Origin of the sequence: Methylocystis bryophila (assembly GCF_027925445.1) — a bacterium.
In the GTDB taxonomy this organism is placed as follows: Bacteria; Pseudomonadota; Alphaproteobacteria; order Rhizobiales; family Beijerinckiaceae; genus Methylocystis; species Methylocystis bryophila.
The window spans coordinates 4,002,603-4,020,129 of record NZ_AP027149.1 but is presented as its reverse complement, the minus strand read 5'-3'; the positions used below and the strand labels follow the sequence as shown (position 1 = coordinate 4,020,129).

The 17,527-nt window shown below is 58.1% G+C and carries 13 protein-coding genes and 1 pseudogene; 10 read left to right on the top strand and 4 right to left on the bottom strand.

What is annotated here, in order from left to right; all coding sequences use genetic code 11:
* Position 1 precedes the first annotated feature (1 nt).
* Positions 2-1,243 carry an SfnB family sulfur acquisition oxidoreductase gene (locus tag QMG80_RS18525; protein WP_085770510.1) on the bottom strand — a complete coding sequence of 414 codons (1,242 nt, stop codon included), beginning with the start codon at positions 1,241-1,243 and terminating at the stop codon, positions 2-4.
* A gap of 53 nt (positions 1,244-1,296) precedes the next feature.
* Positions 1,297-1,520 (bottom strand): annotated as a pseudogene (locus tag QMG80_RS18520) (alkanesulfonate monooxygenase); the annotation flags it as partial.
* A 508-nt stretch (positions 1,521-2,028) separates the two neighbouring features.
* Between QMG80_RS18520 and QMG80_RS18515 the strand changes: the two are divergent.
* Positions 2,029-4,008 carry a sigma 54-interacting transcriptional regulator gene (locus tag QMG80_RS18515; RefSeq protein WP_158658594.1) on the top strand — a complete coding sequence of 660 codons (1,980 nt, stop codon included), beginning with the start codon at positions 2,029-2,031 and terminating at the stop codon, positions 4,006-4,008.
* Positions 4,009-4,151: 143 nt separating this feature from the next.
* Here QMG80_RS18515 and QMG80_RS18510 read toward each other — a convergent pair whose 3' ends face one another.
* Together QMG80_RS18510 and sfnG are read right to left on the bottom strand one after the other, a co-directional pair.
* Positions 4,152-5,642, bottom strand: a complete 1,491-nt coding sequence (locus QMG80_RS18510) for a hypothetical protein (protein WP_085770508.1) — start codon at positions 5,640-5,642, stop codon at positions 4,152-4,154.
* 165 nt (positions 5,643-5,807) lie between these two features.
* Positions 5,808-6,923: a dimethylsulfone monooxygenase SfnG gene (gene sfnG, locus QMG80_RS18505; RefSeq protein ID WP_085773507.1), complete on the bottom strand. Its 1,116-nt coding sequence runs from the start codon at positions 6,921-6,923 to the stop codon at positions 5,808-5,810.
* Between the two features lie 308 nt (positions 6,924-7,231).
* Between sfnG and QMG80_RS18500 the strand changes: the two genes are divergently transcribed.
* From QMG80_RS18500 to QMG80_RS18460, 9 genes are all read left to right on the top strand, one after another.
* A complete protein-coding gene (locus QMG80_RS18500) occupies positions 7,232-8,107 on the top strand; it encodes an amidohydrolase family protein (RefSeq protein ID WP_085770507.1) in 876 nt (291 codons plus the stop codon).
* 163 nt (positions 8,108-8,270) lie between these two features.
* Positions 8,271-9,437 carry an FMNH2-dependent alkanesulfonate monooxygenase gene (gene ssuD, locus QMG80_RS18495; RefSeq protein WP_085773506.1) on the top strand — a complete coding sequence of 389 codons (1,167 nt, stop codon included), beginning with the start codon at positions 8,271-8,273 and terminating at the stop codon, positions 9,435-9,437.
* Between the two features lie 11 nt (positions 9,438-9,448).
* Positions 9,449-10,630 carry an acyl-CoA dehydrogenase family protein gene (locus QMG80_RS18490; RefSeq protein ID WP_085770506.1) on the top strand — a complete coding sequence of 394 codons (1,182 nt, stop codon included), beginning with the start codon at positions 9,449-9,451 and terminating at the stop codon, positions 10,628-10,630.
* A gap of 25 nt (positions 10,631-10,655) precedes the next feature.
* On the top strand, positions 10,656-11,891 hold the full coding sequence (gene ribA / locus QMG80_RS18485; protein WP_085770505.1) for a GTP cyclohydrolase II: 1,236 nt from the start codon (positions 10,656-10,658) through the stop codon (positions 11,889-11,891).
* Between the two features lie 36 nt (positions 11,892-11,927).
* Positions 11,928-12,479, top strand: coding sequence for an FMN reductase (gene msuE, locus QMG80_RS18480; RefSeq protein WP_085770504.1), 552 nt, complete (start codon positions 11,928-11,930; stop codon positions 12,477-12,479).
* A 700-nt stretch (positions 12,480-13,179) separates the two neighbouring features.
* Complete coding sequence (locus tag QMG80_RS18475) at positions 13,180-14,061, top strand: ABC transporter ATP-binding protein (protein ID WP_085770502.1); 882 nt, start codon at positions 13,180-13,182, stop codon at positions 14,059-14,061.
* 1 nt (position 14,062) lies between these two features.
* Positions 14,063-14,953 (top strand): branched-chain amino acid ABC transporter permease, encoded by an 891-nt coding sequence (locus QMG80_RS18470; RefSeq protein ID WP_199769029.1) that lies wholly within the window; start codon positions 14,063-14,065, stop codon positions 14,951-14,953.
* Positions 14,954-14,956: 3 nt separating this feature from the next.
* The gene (locus QMG80_RS18465) at positions 14,957-16,024 is read left to right on the top strand and encodes a branched-chain amino acid ABC transporter permease (RefSeq protein WP_085770501.1); all 1,068 of its coding nucleotides are present in this window, start codon (positions 14,957-14,959) and stop codon (positions 16,022-16,024) included.
* A gap of 138 nt (positions 16,025-16,162) precedes the next feature.
* Entirely contained in the window at positions 16,163-17,509 is a 1,347-nt protein-coding gene (locus tag QMG80_RS18460; RefSeq protein ID WP_085770500.1) for an ABC transporter substrate-binding protein, read from the top strand.
* The last annotated feature ends 18 nt before the right edge of the window (positions 17,510-17,527 follow it).

Here is a 17,527-nt window from a genome sequence, read left to right as displayed (position 1 = left end):
CTTAGCTCCAAGCGTGAAGCGGCGGCTTCTCGCCGTTCAGATAATAGTTGCCGAGGATTGCATATTTCCAGCGAACCGGGTCGTGCAGCGTGTGTGTGCGCGCGTTGCGCCAGTGGCGGTCGAGAGCATGTTCGGCGAGGGTGGAGCGTGTGCCGGCCAGCTCGAACAGTTTGTTTGTCGCATCGATGGCGAGCTCGGTGCTCAGCACCTTGGCTTCGGCGGTGGAAATCTGTGCGTTGGCCACCGTCTCCGCGCCGGGATTGGCGACTGCTTCATCCACTGCGATTGCGGCGCGGTCGAGCAGGGCGCGGGCGGCGTTGAGGCGCAGTTTCAACCCGCCAATCGCCTGGATGACATAGGGGTCCTGCCAGGCATGGTTGAGTCCGCTGTCCACCCATGGACGCGACTTGGTGCGCAAGAATTGGATCGTATCGTCGATCGCAGCGGAGGCGATGCCCGTGTCGACAGCGACTTGGATGATCTGAAAGATCGGGCCGTCAGCGGTCGGTTCGGCATAGCCTTTCCAGCCGGCGATCACATGGGTCTTGGGCACACGGACCTTGTCGAGGATCACGGTGCCGCTGAGCGTCGTGCGTTGACCAAAGGCGGACCAGTCGTCGATCACCGTCAAGCCCGGCGCGCCGCGATCCGCGATCGCATACCAGGCGCGGCTTTCGCCATCGACCGCGACGATAGGGACGAAATGCGCGAGCAGCGCGCCCGTCGAATAGAATTTTTGTCCTGAGACGATGACGTCGTCGCCGTCTTCCGTAAAGCTGGTCTCGAAGTCGGCGGCGCGCTTCGATCCGAATTCGGAGAAGGCATTGCCGAACCGCGCGCCTGCCAGCACTTTCTCGAACAGGAGCTTTTGCTGCTCCGGCTCGCCGACTGTCCGGATGGCGGCGACCACGCCAATATGATTTTGCGGAATCTGCCCCAGGGACGGATCTGCGGTGGAGATGATGTCGATCACCTTCACGATGGCGCGATAGGAAAGCTCCGGCCCGCCAAATGCGCGCGGCACGTTGAGCGACCACAGCCCGCTTTGCGAGAAAGCGTCGAGCTCGGCGATGGGCCAAATGCGTTCGCGGTCCCGCTTCGCCGCGCCCTCGGCGAAATGGGCGGCGAGCGCTCGCGCGGTATCGATCGCTTCTTCATCGTCGCGGATAATGTGCGCGGGCTCGGCGGGTCGTGCGATCGGCGGCACGCCCTCCCGAAGGCTAGGCTTTGTGATTGCGTTCATCACGATGCTCCTTGCAGTGAGTTAGACGTCTGGGTGATGGGGAGGGCGGCGAAGGATGTCATGCGCGCCGCAAGCGCTGCCTGCTTCAGGCCAGGTCGAAGAAGCTCGCCGCGACGATCCACGGATCTTTGCGCGAACGTCCTGCGAAAAGGAGTACGCCGTAATAGCCGAGGCTGTCTGCGGCGACGGCGATCTGCCGGAGGTAATGGTCGCTCGCCCTCCGCGCGCCGAGGTAGCGCGAATCGCCATGCGTCGGAACACACCACAATATCTCCATGATCCCGATCCCTGTCCTGGGCTCGCCGAGGCCTGCGGCAGCTTCGCTTCACGATGAGGTCCGCAAGAGGCAGGCCAATCGCGTCGCGGCGGAAATTCAGGGATGTTTTGCTTTCACTGTTGCATATTCAACAGCTCACGATCGTCGCCTGCGCCAAATACAGCACCTTCCAAATTTGGTTGCGGCGCGACTCCGCCGAAACGTTTCGGGTACTCTGATAGCGGCCGTCTTCCCACTCTGCCGGGAACAAATAACCCTCCCTTCGCTCCTTCAGAGTTCCTGCGGCAGAGGCGCGGTTGCGGGTCCGTAAGGGTGTCCTCAAACTCGAAAAGACTGCTCGCGCGATTGACCTCGTGAACCTTAAGTCACGCGATCTCGTTGCATCGACAGTCGGTCAGCACCCATCCTCGATCTCGCCGGTTTGGCCGACTCGCGACGGGTCAGAAATGACTTGCAAGCCAGATCTATAAGTATTAAGTCTATAGACCAACTCAACTATATGTGGATCATGTCCGATCGCACCCACTCCGTTCTCGTGCCGAGGCAAATGCAGGAGGGCGGCGCCACGTTCACCGGAGTTTCTCGTGGAGCCACAAGCCGCGCCACGGCGATGGTCTTCGAGGATCCCGTCTCTCGGAGCCTAAAACGAAACCTCGACCGCGTCGCGCCAAGCGACGCAACCGTGCTCATCATCGGAGAGACGGGAACGGGCAAGGAGCTTGTCGCCCGTTACATTCACAAAAACAGTCCGCGCAAAGACGGCCCGTTCCTGGCTGTCAATTGCGGCGCCTTCGCCGAAACCTTGGTGGAGGCGGAACTGTTTGGGCATGAAAAAGGATCTTTCACCGGAGCCACGAAAGGCGAGGTGGGGTGGTTTGAAGCCGCGAACGGCGGCACGCTTCTCCTCGACGAGATCGGAGACCTTCCGCCGCTCATGCAAGTGAAGCTTCTGCGCGTGCTGCAGGAGCGAGAAGTCGTACGCGTCGGGTCGAGGCAGTCTCGGCCGATCGACATTCGGTTGATTGCAGCGACCAACGTCAATCTTGAACAAGCGGTAGAGGCCAAAAAATTTCGACGGGACCTTCTCTACCGGCTTAACGTGATGAAAATCGAACTTGCTCCTCTGCGCGCGAGGAAGGGCGACATATCGCCCCTAGCCGACTATTTTCTTAGTCTCTATGGAGGCAAATTCGAACTGAAGGATTGCTTCCTCGCGCCCGCGGCTTTGAATAAGCTCCTCAATCACAGTTGGCCGGGCAATATCCGTGAGCTTGAGAATGTCATCCACAACGCGATCCTCCTTGCTCAGGACGTTTGCATCGATCATGTCTCCATCGTGCAAACCGAGCCCGAAACGGCTCCGGTCTCCGCCGACTTCGACACGAATCTGAGGCGCTTATTCGAGGAGGCTCTCGCGAACTCGCACGGCGATCTTTATGAGCGCGTCACGCGTGGTCTTGTGTCGCTCGCGCTTGAAAAAGACAGCGGCAATCAGGTTCGCGCAGCCGAAACACTGGGTCTTTCTCGCAACGAGCTGCGGACGCAGCTCGCACATATGGGCTTGATCACGCCGCGCCGCAAAGGCGCTTCGCACTTTCCGAAACTCGCACCGAGCAAACGCCATAGTGTCGTCCGCCTCGCGTACCAGCACTTTGGGACCTTGGCGGCCGTGAAGGCAGTCGGAACGATCGATGAACGGCTTCAATCGGCAGGCTATAGCGTCGACTGGCGCGCCTTCTCTTCCGGACCGCCTATCCTGGACGCTATCGGCTCTGGCGAAATCGATTTCGGAGTGACTGGCGAAGCCGCAACGATCCTTGCATTGGGAATGGGCGCCCCGTTCTACTATGTCGGACACGAATCCCCAGCTCCAGGCGATGTCGCGATAGTCGTAGCTGACGAAAGCATTCGACGCGTCGAGGATCTACGCGGAAAGAGAGTGGCGTTTAACAAATGGTCAAACGCCGACCACTTTCTTATGAAGGCGCTGCAGAGAGGCGGACTTTCAAAGTCGGACATTCAGCCTGTCTACATGCCGCCGGACCTTTCAAGTTTAGTTGATCTCAGTTGCGGCGCTATTGACGCCTGGGTCATTTGGGAGCCCTTCCTTGGGGCCGCTCGAAAGGATCGCCGCGCGCGTGTGCTCGTAGATGGTGTCGGACATGTCGAGAATCGGCAGTTCTATGTCTGTCGCCGGCTCTTCGCAGCGAGCTATCCGAACATCGTCGAGCTGATTCTTGACGCCATCCGCGATATGAGCAGGGAAGAAGTTGTATGCTCTGCCGATGACGGCGTCGCAGCTGTCGCCCGAAACCTGAGATTGGATGCGACCGTCGCCGAGCGCTATTATTGCAGCTTGGCCTTCAATCCCGAAGCAATGGACGAGCAGACGGTTGCCGAACAGCAGGCCATCGCCGACGCTTATTTTGCCGATGGACAGCTACCCGCTCGTGTCTCCATCGCCTCCGCCGTCTGGCGCACATTATAGCCGCGCCAGGGCGAAGGACGAGAAGATCGCCATTCAATCTGCGATTGACGTCGTCGTTCTGGAGGGTGTCAGAGACATGGTGGAGCCGCTGTGACCGAAGCCCCGCGGGGCAGACATCGCGGGGTTTTCGGCGCTCGCGGAACTTAAAATGCTAGTTGTGACTGGAGGATCAACCGTTGTGCATTGAAGGGTTTCCCAACAGTTTTTAGCCAGCTGAAAGGCGGGTAGAAGAATGCATTCTCATTCTCATTACCTTTTATATATGAGTAGGCCAACTGCACCTTCGCGTTGTGGCCGTGGAGGTAGTAATTCAGGCCGCCTGTGTATTCAGTTAGATTCTTGTACGAGAAGTTCCCCGGGCCTGCCCACCACTGGTGTTCGGCTCCACCCGTAAAGGGTATCTGCGCCCGCCCCCAACCGACGCCGTCTATGCGCTCGGCAAGCTCCAATGTGCCGGGTATAATGTAGAATCCAACTTGCTCCGACCAACCATAGGAGTTGAAGGCCCGATGGGGCGCAAAGCCGGTTGTATTGGCCTCCGTTCCTTGGAAATACCCAGTTCCTTGGAAGCTCAAATATCCATATCTGAAGTTGAGCGACGACGTAGCGCCATAGGTTTTGTCATCGGGATATGCGTTTTGAAAGACAGATGCATATGATACAACATTATACATCCCAGATGCCCAAAGAGAGAGCTGGGGATTCCAGACCCCCGCCGGATTAGGATCGCTTTCTTGAAAACCGTATGGTTCAAGGATATCGTAATTGGCATGCACGATCGTCGCAAGTTGAGACTTCGTGTTTTCCGTAAACGACACGTCGGAACCTGGAACCGAGTTAGATACGGAGACGGCATAGGAAAATTTGCCGTTCTGACCTGACGCCTGCGCGCCAACGATTCGACCGAGAGAGAAAGCCCACTCTGCCGCAGATAGATCAGGGAACAGGTATTTCCCGATGTCTGTGTAGTACTCATAGGTATATGAACTCCAAAATCGTCCGGCGGATATTGTCAGAAATGGATCGAAAGTCTTTGACATCTTCGCATCCAGGAGGGTTATCCCTGAACCATTTCCTGCGGTTGTGCCTTGCAGTGTATAGAAATATTGAACGCTTGGATCAATTATGTTCCCTGAGAAATACAATCGCCCGAGAAAAACATCGAACACGTTTGATGTCTGATCAATAGCGCCAAATTGCCACGTTTGATGAGTCGCAAAATGATTAAAACGGGCTTGAAGCAGGCCGTTTATATACAATGAGTTATTTCCGTCCCCATCCTTGATGAAAAATCCATTGGCATAGCCCGCGGATAGCGCATTTTGACCTGCGCTTGTAAGAATTGCTCCTGCTTCTCCGCTCGATTCATTCGCGCCACTCGAACTCTCATTGGATGATTGGGTTTTACTTGCGGAGCTTTGTGATTTAGAATGAGACACTAAAGCTTCCAGCTTCTTCTCCAGCCTATGAGTTGCCGTGCGCTGAGCATCGAGCTCGTGCTTCAGCGCCTTAATTTCATCAACGAGGTTGCTGGGCGATGACTCTGCGCTCGCAGAGGTGAGAATCCCCGCCGACCCCGTCGTCAACACGAGGAAAAAAACGATTCCCTGCAGCTTGCTGTGCGGATCAGTCATCGACATGTTCCTTACTCCAACCAATTTTTCTGCGTGGAGGACCTGAGCCGGTCCTCTGCCTCGAGGTCGTTCCGGTCCAATTGGCGGCGATCACATCCTCGATCACTTGGTCGAGCCGGGACTCGGGAGGATCGAGGCAGAAGACATTTGAGACTGGGCAGCGGCTCAGGCCGCGGCGTCCGCGATGGCTTCTGCTTCGAGCGCGCGCACCAGCGGGATGACGTGGCGGCCGAAAAATTCGACTTCCTCCTGGAAGTGCAGAAAGCCGAGAAGCACCAAATCGACCCCGACGCGCTTGAGCTCGATGATGCGTCTCGCGACTTGCTCCGGCTCGCCGATCAGATTTGTTTTGAAGCCATCGTTGTACTGGACGAGATCCTCGAAACTCGACTTTGCCCAGTTCCCTTCGCGCTCCGGCGAAGCGTTACCGGCGTTCTGAACTTCGTGATGGAATGCCCGCACGGCGTCCGGATCCGCGTGCGTCAAGATTTCGTCGAGCACCTTCCTCGCCTCCGTCTCCGTCTCGCGCACGATGGCGAAGGCGTTGACGCCGATCTTGACGTGATGGTTGTTCTGCGCCGCCTTATGGCGAATGTCGTCGACTTGGGCCTTGACGCCCTCCAGCGTGTTGCCATTCGTGAAATACCAATCGGAAACGCGCGCGGCCATGTCGCGCGCCGCTCGCGAGCTGCCGCCTTGAAAAATTTCAGGCGCCGAAACCGGTTTCGGCTTCAGCGAATAGTCATGAAAACGATAGAAATCGCCCGCGAAGTTGAACTTCTCCTCCGACCATACGCCACGCAGGACTCGAATGAACTCTTCGGAGCGTCGATAGCGTTCGTCATGATCGAGCCAGGGTTCTCCGATCGCGTGGAATTCGCCGCGGAACCATCCGGAGACGATGTTGACCGCAAGGCGGCCACCGACGAAATGACTGATCGAGGCAACCTGTTTTGCGACGAGCGCGGGCGTCCACGGACCCGGCAGGATCGCCGCGATGACATTGAGCTCCTTGGTCGCTGCGAGCAGCGCATGCGAGAAGCTGACGGACTCGTGCTGAAATTCGGCTCCGTAGCCTGCCGTGAAGCGAATCTGCGTCAGCGCATATTCGAAGCCCGACGTTTCGGCGATTTGTGCGAGCTTTCGATTGTAGTCGATGTCCCAGCTCGTACGTTGCGGCGTCTTGCTGATCACCAGACCGCCCGACACATTTGGAACCCAATATGCAAATTTGATCGGCTCCGGTGGGCGGCGGCCAACCGATAGAGGCGCAGCGCTCATATTGGGCTCCTTCAGCATGCGTTGATCCAAGCTCTTGCTCTGCGACGAGATCTTCGACGCAAAGCTTTTGCTCCATCGTTAGCAAGCCTCTTGCCAAGCCCCTGCAGATGATTATTCGACGAATGCTCTGTGCCCCGAAAATTAGCGCCCTTTGCAAATGCAACACTGAAGCTGCACGCTGTTGCAACCGCAACAGCCATCATGAATCAGAGCAGTTCTTTCTCCTAATCTCGCTCGCCTTTGACGCCGGCTCGTAGATTGCCTCCTTTCCCCGCGCCACTTAGAAGCCTGCCAAGAACGGAGACAAGATGAACGCGATTTCGCCGACGAAGCACGTAGTCGACATGCGTGCACGACCTTCATTCCTGCATTCATTTTTCGGGGCGGATCCGAGCGATGGCGACTTCGAGATCGTGCGCTGGATGAATCGACGCCTTGGGTCGAAGGATCCGGAACATTTCACGCGTGCGCCCGATCTTTCTAGCTTTTTGGGAGAAATGCACGCTGCAGGAATCGACGTAGCTTTCATGGTTGGCCGGAGCACGCCAAGGGTGCGCATCTCGAATGACATGCTTGCCGAATTTGCTTTGGCCTCGAAAGGACACTTGCGAGGCGTCGGCTCGATCGATCCGCAACAGCTCTTGGGCGAGAGGGCGTTGGATGAGGCCCGCCGCTGTGTCATCGAGCTCGGCCTGGCGGGGATTAATGTCGATCCGGGCTTTTATGAGCGCGCGATCGCGCATGATCACGATTCATTGCTCCCGATCTACTCGCTTTGCGAGGAGAGGGGCGTTCCCGTGTTCGTGATGTCCGGGCCGACCACGCCCGATCTTCGTTACAATGACCCTCTTGCGATTGATCGGATAGCGGCGCAGTTCCCGAAGTTGCCGATCATTTGCTGTCATGGGTTCTATCCAAATATCGACGCGATGATCGCCGTTGCGTTTCGCCGGGAAAATGTTTTCGTCTCTCCTGACATGTACCTCTTTGCGCCGGGAGGAGAACGATATGCGGACGCAGCAAGGGGATTTCTCTCGACGCAGTTGCTGTTTGGCTCGTCCTATCCATTTCGTCCGTTCTCGCAATCGGTCTCCGATTTCCGCACGATGAATCTCTCGCAAGAGGCGGCGGAAAATGTTGCTTGGCGCAACGCTGCCCGCCTTCTCGGCCTGCCTCTGACCTGACGCAGATCCAGCTGCTGCGAAGGCTGCATCGAGGGCGCAGCGCTGTTGCATTCGCAGCAGCGCTGCGTTCGTGGAACGTGAAGTTCGCGTGTAAGCCGCTGGCCTCGATCTTGCGATCTTTGTCTTGACGCAAATGCCGCTGCCCAAAGAGAGTGAAGGCGTGATGGAAATCTTATGGTACATCCCGACGCATGGGGATTCGCGATATCTCGGCGCCCAGGAAGGCGCCCGCGGGGCAAATTTTGATTATTTGAGACAGATCGCGATTGCGGCCGACAGCCTTGGTTATTTCGGCGTGCTGATTCCCACCGGCCGCTCCTGCGAAGATCCCTGGGTTGTCGCCGCAAGCCTTATCGATTCGACTCGAAGCCTACGCTTCCTCGTTGCGTTGCGGCCAGGACTCATGCAGCCCTCCATCGCCGCGCGCATGACCGCAACGCTTGATCGGCTTTCGCAAGGCCGCCTGCTGATCAATCTCGTGGCCGGAGGCGACTCGCTCGAGCTCGCGGGCGACGGCGTTTTCCTGGACCACGCGACGCGCTACGCGATGTCGTCTGAATTCCTGAATGCGTGGGAAGAGCTGTTGCGCGCAAGCCATGAGAGCGAGAGCGTGGATTTCTCCGGCGAGCATTTCCAGTTCTCAGGTGGCAAGCTCTTGTTTCCTCCGGTGCAGAAACCGCGGCCACCAATCTATTTCGGCGGCTCCTCCAACGTAGCGCATGATCTCGCGGCGCGCGCCGTCGACACCTATCTGACCTGGGGCGAGCCGCCCCAGGCGGTTGCGGAGAAAATCGCGGATGTGCGGGCGCGGGCGGCGCAATACGGGCGCACGCTTCGCTTCGGCGTGCGTCTGCACGTCATTGTTCGTCCGACTGAACAAGAGGCCTGGGATGATGCGGAGCGACTGATCAGTCGCCTCGACGATCAGGCGATCGAGAGCGCCCAATCGGCGCTCTCTACGATGGACTCGGTTGGGCAGCAACGCATGATCGACCTTCGCAAAGGCGCAGGCCGTAGTCGCGCCGATCTTGAAGTGAGCCCAAATCTTTGGGCGGGAGTTGGTCTCTTGCGTGGGGGCGCCGGCACGGCTCTTGTTGGCGATCCGGATCAAATCGAGGCGCGACTTAGAGAATACCAAGAGCTTGGGGTAGACAGCTTCGTGCTATCCGGCTACCCGCACCTTGAAGAAGCATACCGCTTCGCGGAGCTCATGTTTCCCCGAATTGGCGTCACGCGGCGCGGCCTTCTGCCTGGCGAAAACTTCACGGGCCCGTTCGGCGGGTTCGTCGCCAAATCTCAGCGGACGCTCGACGCGTCCGCAGTCGCTTAAGAGTCGTCCGCATGAACGCTTCTGCGCAGCCACGCTCTTCAGGCGTCTATCCTTCCCCATCAACGCCACTGTCGGATCTTTTGGCCGAGCTTGCGCGGACTGCCACGCAGCGCGATAGAGAGGGCGGCACCGCGAAGCGCGAGCGCGATCTCATTCGCGCCAGCGGCCTCCTCAGGCTGTCCACGCCAGTCGAGCTTGGCGGGCTTGGAGCGAATTGGATCGAGATCTTTGGCGTTGTAAGGACGCTTGCCACGGTCGACAGCTCGCTCGCTCATTTGTTTGCCTTTCATCATCTCATGATCGCGACCTTGCAGTTCTTCGGCTCCGAGGAGCAAGCGCGGGAGTTGATGACGACGAGCGTGCGAGAGAACTGGTTCTGGGGCAATGCGCTGAACCCGAAGGATGAGAGGTTGCGGCTTTTGGGCAAAGGAGAAGCTCTGCGGCTCGAAGGCGAGAAGAGCTTTTGTTCCGGCGCGAGCGACTCTGACCGACTGATCGTTTCAGCGCTCGATGAAGAAGGAAAGCTGCGGGTGGCGGCGATCCCGACGCGACGGGAGGGCGTGCGCGTCGTCGACGATTGGAACAACATGGGGCAGCGTCAAACCGACAGCGGAACCGTGATATTCTCTGCCGTTCACGTCGCAAGCGAGGAATTGCTGATCTCGCCCGGACCACTCGGGTCTCCTTTCGCAACACTGCGTCCCTGCCTCGCGCAATTGATCCTCGTGAGTATTTACGTAGGAATTGCGCGCGGCGCTCTGAATGAAGCTCGGGCTTATGTCCAAGCGCTCCCAGAGGCGGCAGGCGCTCGCGTAGGCGCGGACCCCTTTGTCCTGCGAACGGTTGGCGAGCTATGGGCCCAGACTGTGGCGTCGGAAGCTTTGGTCGAGGCTGCTTCAAAGCGTTTCGACGAGGCCTGGCGCCGGGGGCAAGCGATCACGCCGGAGGAAAGAGGCACTCTCGCGATCGAGATCTCCAGCGCCAAAGCGGTGAGCGCACGAGCGGCGCTAGACGTTTCCACGCGCATTTTCGATGTCATGGGCGCGCGCGCAACCGCAGAGCGCTACCGGTTAGACCGCTTTTGGCGAAACGCGCGCACCCACACATTGCATGATCCCCTCGATCAGAAACTCAAAGAGATCGGCGATTGGGCGCTGAACGGCGCCTATCCTACGCCCTCCTTCTACTCTTGACGCCAATGGGAAAGCTCGAGACGCCATGAAATTCTCTCCCGTTGAAGAAGCGATCGAAGCGCAACGCCAGGGCAAATTTGTCGTCGTCGTCGATGATGAGGCCCGAGAAAATGAAGGCGATTTGATACTGCCGGCCGAAAAGATGACGAGGGATGCGATGGCCTTCATGGTGCGTCACACCAGCGGGGTCGTCTGCGTCGCGCTTCCACATGATCGCGCCGATCAGCTCGCCCTTCCCCTCATGGCGCCTCAGGACGGCGCCGCTCAAGGCACCGCCTTTACTGTTACAGTGGATGTGCGCGAGGGTCTCACCACCGGTATTTCTGCGCGTGAGCGCGCAGCAACAATCCGAGCTCTTGCCGCGCCAGGGAGCGGCCCCAACGATTTTGCCAGGCCGGGTCACGTCTTTCCGTTGCGGGCGCACCCGTTGGGCCTCTTCGGGCGACACGGACACACGGAAGCGGCGAGCGAACTCGCCGCCTTCGCGGGCTTCGCCCCTATCGGCGCGCTATGCGAGATCGTGCGGGATGACGGTGAGATGGCCCGACGCGAAGATCTGTTCGCATTTGCGGAGGCATTCGGGCTGCCCATCGTTCAGATCGCCGATCTGCTCGCTTATCGCCGTCGCGGGGCGACTCGCATCGAGTTGCAGTCCAAGGCTCGGCTGCCTACCCGGCATGGAGAGTTTCTTGCGAAGGTTTTTCGAGCCGGGGACGGCGCCGAGCATGTCGCCTTCATCTACGGTGATGTCGAAGCGCGTGAGAATGTTTTGGTGCGGGTGCATTCGGAATGCCTCACCGGAGATCTGCTCGGATCATTGCGTTGCGATTGTGGCGGGCAGCTCGAGGCTGCTCTACGGCTGATCGCAGCAGAAGGACGCGGCGCATTGATCTATCTGCGCGGTCACGAAGGTCGCGGAATTGGTCTCTCGGCGAAGCTGCGAGCCTACGAGCTTCAAGACAAGGGGAATGATACGGTCGACGCCAACCTGCTTCTAGGTCTCCCGGTCGATGGCCGATCGTACGAAGCTGCAGCTGCAATTCTCCGCCGGCTCGACGTGAGGAGCATTAAGCTGCTGACGAACAACCCGGTCAAAGCAGAGGCTCTAATCCGCGAGGGGGTAAGCATTGTCGCAATTGAGTCGATCGAGACTGAGCCGACTCGCGAGAACATCAGCTACCTCAGTATCAAACGGTCGCGAATGGGCCACAAGCTCACTTCGACTGACCAAACGAACGAGCATTCGCTTATCTGCGGCTGATCGTCATCGCTTCACGGCACATAAGAGGAGCAACGTATGAGCAGGTTGAAACTTGTCGCAGTCTCTGGTGGTCTGTCTCGGCCCTCGCGATCGGCCGCGCTCGCCGCTGCGATCGGTGAGAAAATCGCAACTGTTGTTCCCTCGGACGTGCGACTGCTAGAGGTCGCAGATCTCGTTTCGAAACTGCCAGGCGTGATTTCCGCGAAAGACGCGCCTCAGGAAGTCAGCGACGCCGTGCAGGCGATCGAGAGCGCCGACGCGCTTATCATTGCGACGCCGGTGTATCGTGCGTCCTATACCGGCCTATTCAAGCATCTGTTTGATCTCGTGCACCATGAGGCGCTCATCGATACGCCAGTTCTCCTTGCGGCGACTGGGGGAAGCGATCGGCACGCGCTCATTATCGAACATGAGTTGCGACCCCTGTTTAGCTTTTTTCAGGCGCTCACTTTGCCGGTGGGCGTCTACGCCACTGACAGGGATTTTCAAAACTACCAAGTGGTCAGCGAGGATCTCAAAGCACGGATCGCCTTAGCGACGCGTAACATAGATAGATATCTACTTGCGCGGCAACCAGTCCTAGCTTGACCTTTGTCTGCTCGCTAGCCTCAGGCTCATGGCATGCCGACTGCGCCCCAATTCCGCTTGGGGACGCAGGCGGAGCAGGTCCTATGCACGGGACCGATTAAGGTGAGGGGCGTTGCAAAGCAAAAGACGCAAACTTTGCCTCTATTATTCCCGCAATCCAAAACGATACGCTGCGACAACCCTGTCGCCGATGGCGTCGCGCGCTGCGACTTCGAGCAGCTTTGAAACGCGGCGCGTCGGATTGCTCGCCGCAGATATGATCGAAAGCCATCAGACGGAAGTCGAAATCGGTCTCCAAATGAATTGCTTTGGAAGGCTTGCCGTCCTGCGCTCCGGGTCTCAGCCGCGGCCAAACGAGACCGCATCAGCGTCGATTTAGCATCGGTGCAAGATCGGTCGGCAACTCCCGCGAAGTCGCGTTGTGGACCAGGAAATCACAAAGCGCTTCCGGAGCGTGCTGTCGTTGCGTCGCTTGTTGCCTCGCCGCCGAGTCCGTCCTTACGACTGCTGCTGGTGAGATTGCAGCACGGCTGTAAAGACTGCTGCTGCAAAATCAACTTTTCATTAGGCGCAAAATACACCAGAGTTGGCGTAATAGGCGATTTTCATCTTGGCTCGGCTCTTGCTCATTAAGTCGTGGCGCTTCCGTCTCAAATAGGGTGACGCTGCGGTTGAATGACAACCCGGGATTCCTCGTAAAATGAGAGCACATGCGACTGCTGATCAACTGCTGCGTTACGCACTCGACGAGGACGCTCAGTCCTGGTCGTTAAGCGATGATCACGCGCGTGGCGGCGCCACTCTCGCTCTCACGAATATCTCGCTTTCCTTCGGGGGAATCCAAGCTCTCTCTGAGATCGACTTCTCCGTAGCGGCCGGCGAAATCTGCTCGATCATTGGACCCAACGGCGCGGGGAAGAGCTCATTGATCAACGTGATCACGGGGCTCTATCGACCGGACTGGGGTCGGATTCAGCTCGACAAAAACAGTTTTTCGCGCATGCCCACTGAACGACTGGCAAGTCTCGGCGTTGCGCGAACGTTTCAAAATCTTGCGCTCTTCAGAGGGTTGAGCGTGTTCGATAATATCGCGGTTGGACGGGTCTCCGCGACGCGCTCCCATTGGCTAGAGCAGGTCTTTGGCTTGCCGCGAGCTCGCGCCGACCGCCTCGCCACGGAAATCATTGTCGAGGAGATGCTCGTGTTTTTGGGCCTCGGTCAGGTTCGCAACCGCATAGCCGGAACCTTGCCCTATGGAATGCAGAAGAGAGTCGAGCTCGCCCGCGCGCTCGCCATTCGACCGCGGCTCTTGTTGCTCGATGAGCCGATGGCCGGGATGACCGCCGGGGAAAAAGCAGAGATGGGCGAGTTCATACAGCTGACGCGTGATCGGTTTGGCGCGTCGATCGTTCTCATAGAGCATGACATCGGTGTCGTGATGGAATTGTCCGATCGCGTCGCGGTTCTCGATTACGGCCGAAAAATAGCCGATGGCCCCCCATCGGACGTGATGAACGATGAAGCGGTTATCGACGCCTACCTCGGCGTCGCCCACGATATCGAGCAGGGTCGGGATATCTGATATGGATTCGCTCCTTTTCTTTGTCGAAGTCCTTATCGGCGGGTTGTTGTCAGGGGTTATGTACTCGCTCGTCGCGATGGGCTTCGTGCTGATATACAAAACGTCTGGCGTTCTGAATTTCGCGCAGGGATCCCAAATCCTATTTGCGGCTTTGACCTTTGTCAGTTTGCTCGAGCGCGGCTACAATCTGCCAACGACCTTTGCGATCACCATTGCGGCTATGGTCGTTCTCGGGCTTCTCATCGAGCGGATCGTGTTGCGGCCGCTTGTAAACCGCCCGCCAATCACGCTGTTCATGGCGACGCTCGGCCTCTCATATGTCATCGAGGGCGCGGCGCAATTGGCATGGGGAGCGCAGGTGCATGGCCTCGACCTCGGCATAGACGACCGTCCTCTCGACGTCTCCGGCATATTCGTCAGCCGATTTGATCTTTTGGCAGCGGCCATCGCGGGCTTGATGGTCGTGATGTTCTCCCTCTTCTTTCGTTTTACGCGCATCGGCCTCGCTTTCCGCGCGGTAGCGGAGGACCCGATTGCTGCAATGTCGGTTGGACTTCGACTCTCTCGAATTTGGGCCATGGTTTGGACTGCGTCCGGTCTTGTCGCCCTGGTGGCGGGGCTCATCTGGGGCGCGCGGCTCGGCGTGCAATTCTCCTTGTCGCTGGTCGTGCTGAAGGCCTTGCCTGTTCTCGTGCTCGGCGGTTTTGATTCGATTGCGGGCGTGATCGTTGCCGGCCTGTTGATTGGCGCGACGGAAAAGCTCTCGGAAGTCTATATCGGCGAATATTTCGGCGGCGGGATCGAAAGTTGGTTCGCCTATGTCGCAGCGCTCGCCTTCCTGCTTGTGCAGCCTTCGGGTCTTTTCGGCCAACGGCCCGTGGAAAGGGCGTAACTCATGACAGCTCTCACTACCCTTTCGCCTGCTTCTCGCTTGCGCCCCGTAACAACGCTCGTTCCGGCAGCCGGCCTTGCGGTCGTATTTTACATCATCATTCCTTGGGTTGGCGGTGATTATTTGTTGGAGGCGCTCTTAACGCCTTTCCTGGCTCTCTCACTCGCTGGCGTCGGGCTAAATTTGCTCACCGGCTATGCAGGCCAACTGTCACTCGGAAGCGCAGCATTCATGGCGACCGGCGCCTATGCCGCCTACAATCTGCAACTGCGGCTGCACGGCCTTCCCCTGGAGTTCGATATAATCCTGGCTGGGATCGTCGCTGCCGCGCTAGGTGTCGTGTTCGGTCTGCCGAGCTTACGATTGCGGGGGTTCTATCTCGCCGTTTCGACGCTCGCCGCGCAATTCTTCGTCCAATGGGCGCTTACCAAGTTCAGCTGGTTTTCCAACTATAGCGCGTCGGGCGTGATCAGCACGCCGCCGCTGAGGCTCTTCGGACATCCTGTCACGACATCGTCAGGCCGCTACCTTGTCACGCTTCTCGTTGCAACAATTGTCACATTTTTCGTCGCGCGACTCATCTCGTCTCCCTCAGGACTGAGTTTCGTCGCGATACGTGACCATGAGACGGCCGCAAAGGTGATCGGCGTGCCGATCTTAAAAACAAAGTTGCTAGCTTTCTCCGTCAGTTCCTTCGTCATCGGCGTCGCCGGCGTGTTGTGGGCCTTTGCGTATCTGCGCACGGTCGAGCCGGGCGGCTTCGATCTCGATCGGTCCTTCCAGATTCTTTTCATGATCATCATCGGTGGCCTCGGCACAATTCGAGGCCCTTACCTTGGCGCCGCTTTCATCGTGGTGTTTCCTCTCGTTCTCTCGCGCCTTGGCAGCGCTCTGTTCGGAGGGCTTTTCGATTCAGGCCATCTTGAGATGACTCAAAGAATCGTTCTTGGCGGCCTGATCATCCTTTTCCTTATCATCGAGCCGGACGGCCTAAGCGCGCTCTTGGACCGAATGATAGGAAACCGCCTCTTTGGGGCGAAGCGCATTTTCGCAGCGACACGCAAGGCTTGAGCTCCATGACATTCAACCGAACCGAGATCGGCGCTCAAAGCCACAGCACTCCCGCCGCGCGGCGGTACTCGCGGATATGACCAACATGGGCGTCTCGCATGGAGGCGTCGCAAACAGAATGTCACAAGGAGAAATCGGATGTCCTATCGGTCGCAGCGGCGCAACACGTTCCTGGCGATAGCTTTGACCTTCGCGGCCTTGGCCTCAACGAGTCGAGCGGATGAGCAATATTTTCCTCTTCAAAGCTATCGCGTTGGACCCTACGCTGCCGGAGGTTCGGGCTTCTTTGGCGGTTTTATCGATTATCTCAATCTGATCAATCTGCGCGATGGCGGCGTCAACGGCGTCAAGCTGACTTGGGACGAATGCGAGACCGAATATGAAGTCGAGCGAGGCGTCGAGTGCTACGAGCGTCAGAAGAGCCACGTTCCTAGCCCTAGCGCCTGGAACCCTCTGAGCGTCGGCATAGCCTATGCGATGATCGATCGGATTACGACCGACAAGACGCCTCTCATCACAGTCAATCACGGACGCACCGATTCGACTGACGGACGCGTCTTCCGCTATGTGTTTCCACTGCTTCTCAATCCATATAGCGAAACTTCGGCGATCGTGAATTACATCGCGAAGAGCGTTGGCGGGGTCGACAAACTTAAAGATAAAAAGATCGTCGTCCTGTATCACGGTTCGCCCTACGGCAAGGAGACGATCCCGATCTATGAGCTGCTAGCGAAGAAATTTGGCTTCACCCTTCAGCAGATCGAAGTGCCGCATCCCGGCAACGAGCAACAGGCGCAGTGGCTGACGATTCACCGCATTCATCCTGATTACGTGGTGCTTCGTGGATGGGGGGTCATGAATCCGGTGGCTCTCAAGACCGCGCGCCGCACCGGTTTTCCCGTTGATCACATAATCGGAAACGTCTGGTCGAATTCCGAAGAGGACGTCGTTCCCGCTGGCGAAGCAGCCAAAGGCTATATCGCGATCACGACTCAAACGTCGGGCAAGCAGTCGCCTATCCTCGAGGAAATCGTCAAAAAGGTCTATGGCGCCGGCGAGGGCAATCTCCAAGACAAAAACCGCATCGGCAGTGTCTATCATAATCTCGGGATCGTGAATGGAATTCTGAATGTCGAGGCGGTGCGCATCGCGCAGGAGAAATTCGGCCATCGAGCCCTGACGGCGGAGGAAGTCAACTGGGGTTTTGAGAATTTGCGACTCGATGGAGCGCGCGTGGCCGAGCTCGGCGCGAAGGGTCTTTTCCACTCAATCAATGTGACCTGCGCCAACCACGAGGGCGACGGATGGGTGACCTTCCAGCAGTGGGACGGATCGAAATGGCGCGTCGTGAGTGACTGGATCGCGCCGGATTGGGCGCTCTTGCGGCCAATTATCGAGAAGTCCTCGGCCGCCTATGCCGCCGAAAAAGGCATAACACCTCGTAATTGTTCGACCGAGACGGCGAAGAGCGCGGCGACAAAATAGCGACGCCCGGATTGAACA

Coding starts and splice junctions, on each gene's coding strand:
- QMG80_RS18475 (WP_085770502.1), top strand. CDS start 13,180: ATGAGAGCACATGCGACTGCTGATCAACTGCTGCGTTACGCACTCGAC.
- ssuD (WP_085773506.1), top strand. CDS start 8,271: ATGGAAATCTTATGGTACATCCCGACGCATGGGGATTCGCGATATCTC.
- QMG80_RS18525 (WP_085770510.1), bottom strand. CDS start 1,243: ATGAACGCAATCACAAAGCCTAGCCTTCGGGAGGGCGTGCCGCCGATC.
- sfnG (WP_085773507.1), bottom strand. CDS start 6,923: ATGAGCGCTGCGCCTCTATCGGTTGGCCGCCGCCCACCGGAGCCGATC.
- QMG80_RS18465 (WP_085770501.1), top strand. CDS start 14,957: ATGACAGCTCTCACTACCCTTTCGCCTGCTTCTCGCTTGCGCCCCGTA.
- QMG80_RS18515 (WP_158658594.1), top strand. CDS start 2,029: ATGTCCGATCGCACCCACTCCGTTCTCGTGCCGAGGCAAATGCAGGAG.
- QMG80_RS18470 (WP_199769029.1), top strand. CDS start 14,063: ATGGATTCGCTCCTTTTCTTTGTCGAAGTCCTTATCGGCGGGTTGTTG.
- msuE (WP_085770504.1), top strand. CDS start 11,928: ATGAGCAGGTTGAAACTTGTCGCAGTCTCTGGTGGTCTGTCTCGGCCC.
- QMG80_RS18460 (WP_085770500.1), top strand. CDS start 16,163: ATGTCCTATCGGTCGCAGCGGCGCAACACGTTCCTGGCGATAGCTTTG.
- QMG80_RS18510 (WP_085770508.1), bottom strand. CDS start 5,642: ATGACTGATCCGCACAGCAAGCTGCAGGGAATCGTTTTTTTCCTCGTG.
- QMG80_RS18490 (WP_085770506.1), top strand. CDS start 9,449: ATGAACGCTTCTGCGCAGCCACGCTCTTCAGGCGTCTATCCTTCCCCA.
- QMG80_RS18500 (WP_085770507.1), top strand. CDS start 7,232: ATGAACGCGATTTCGCCGACGAAGCACGTAGTCGACATGCGTGCACGA.
- ribA (WP_085770505.1), top strand. CDS start 10,656: ATGAAATTCTCTCCCGTTGAAGAAGCGATCGAAGCGCAACGCCAGGGC.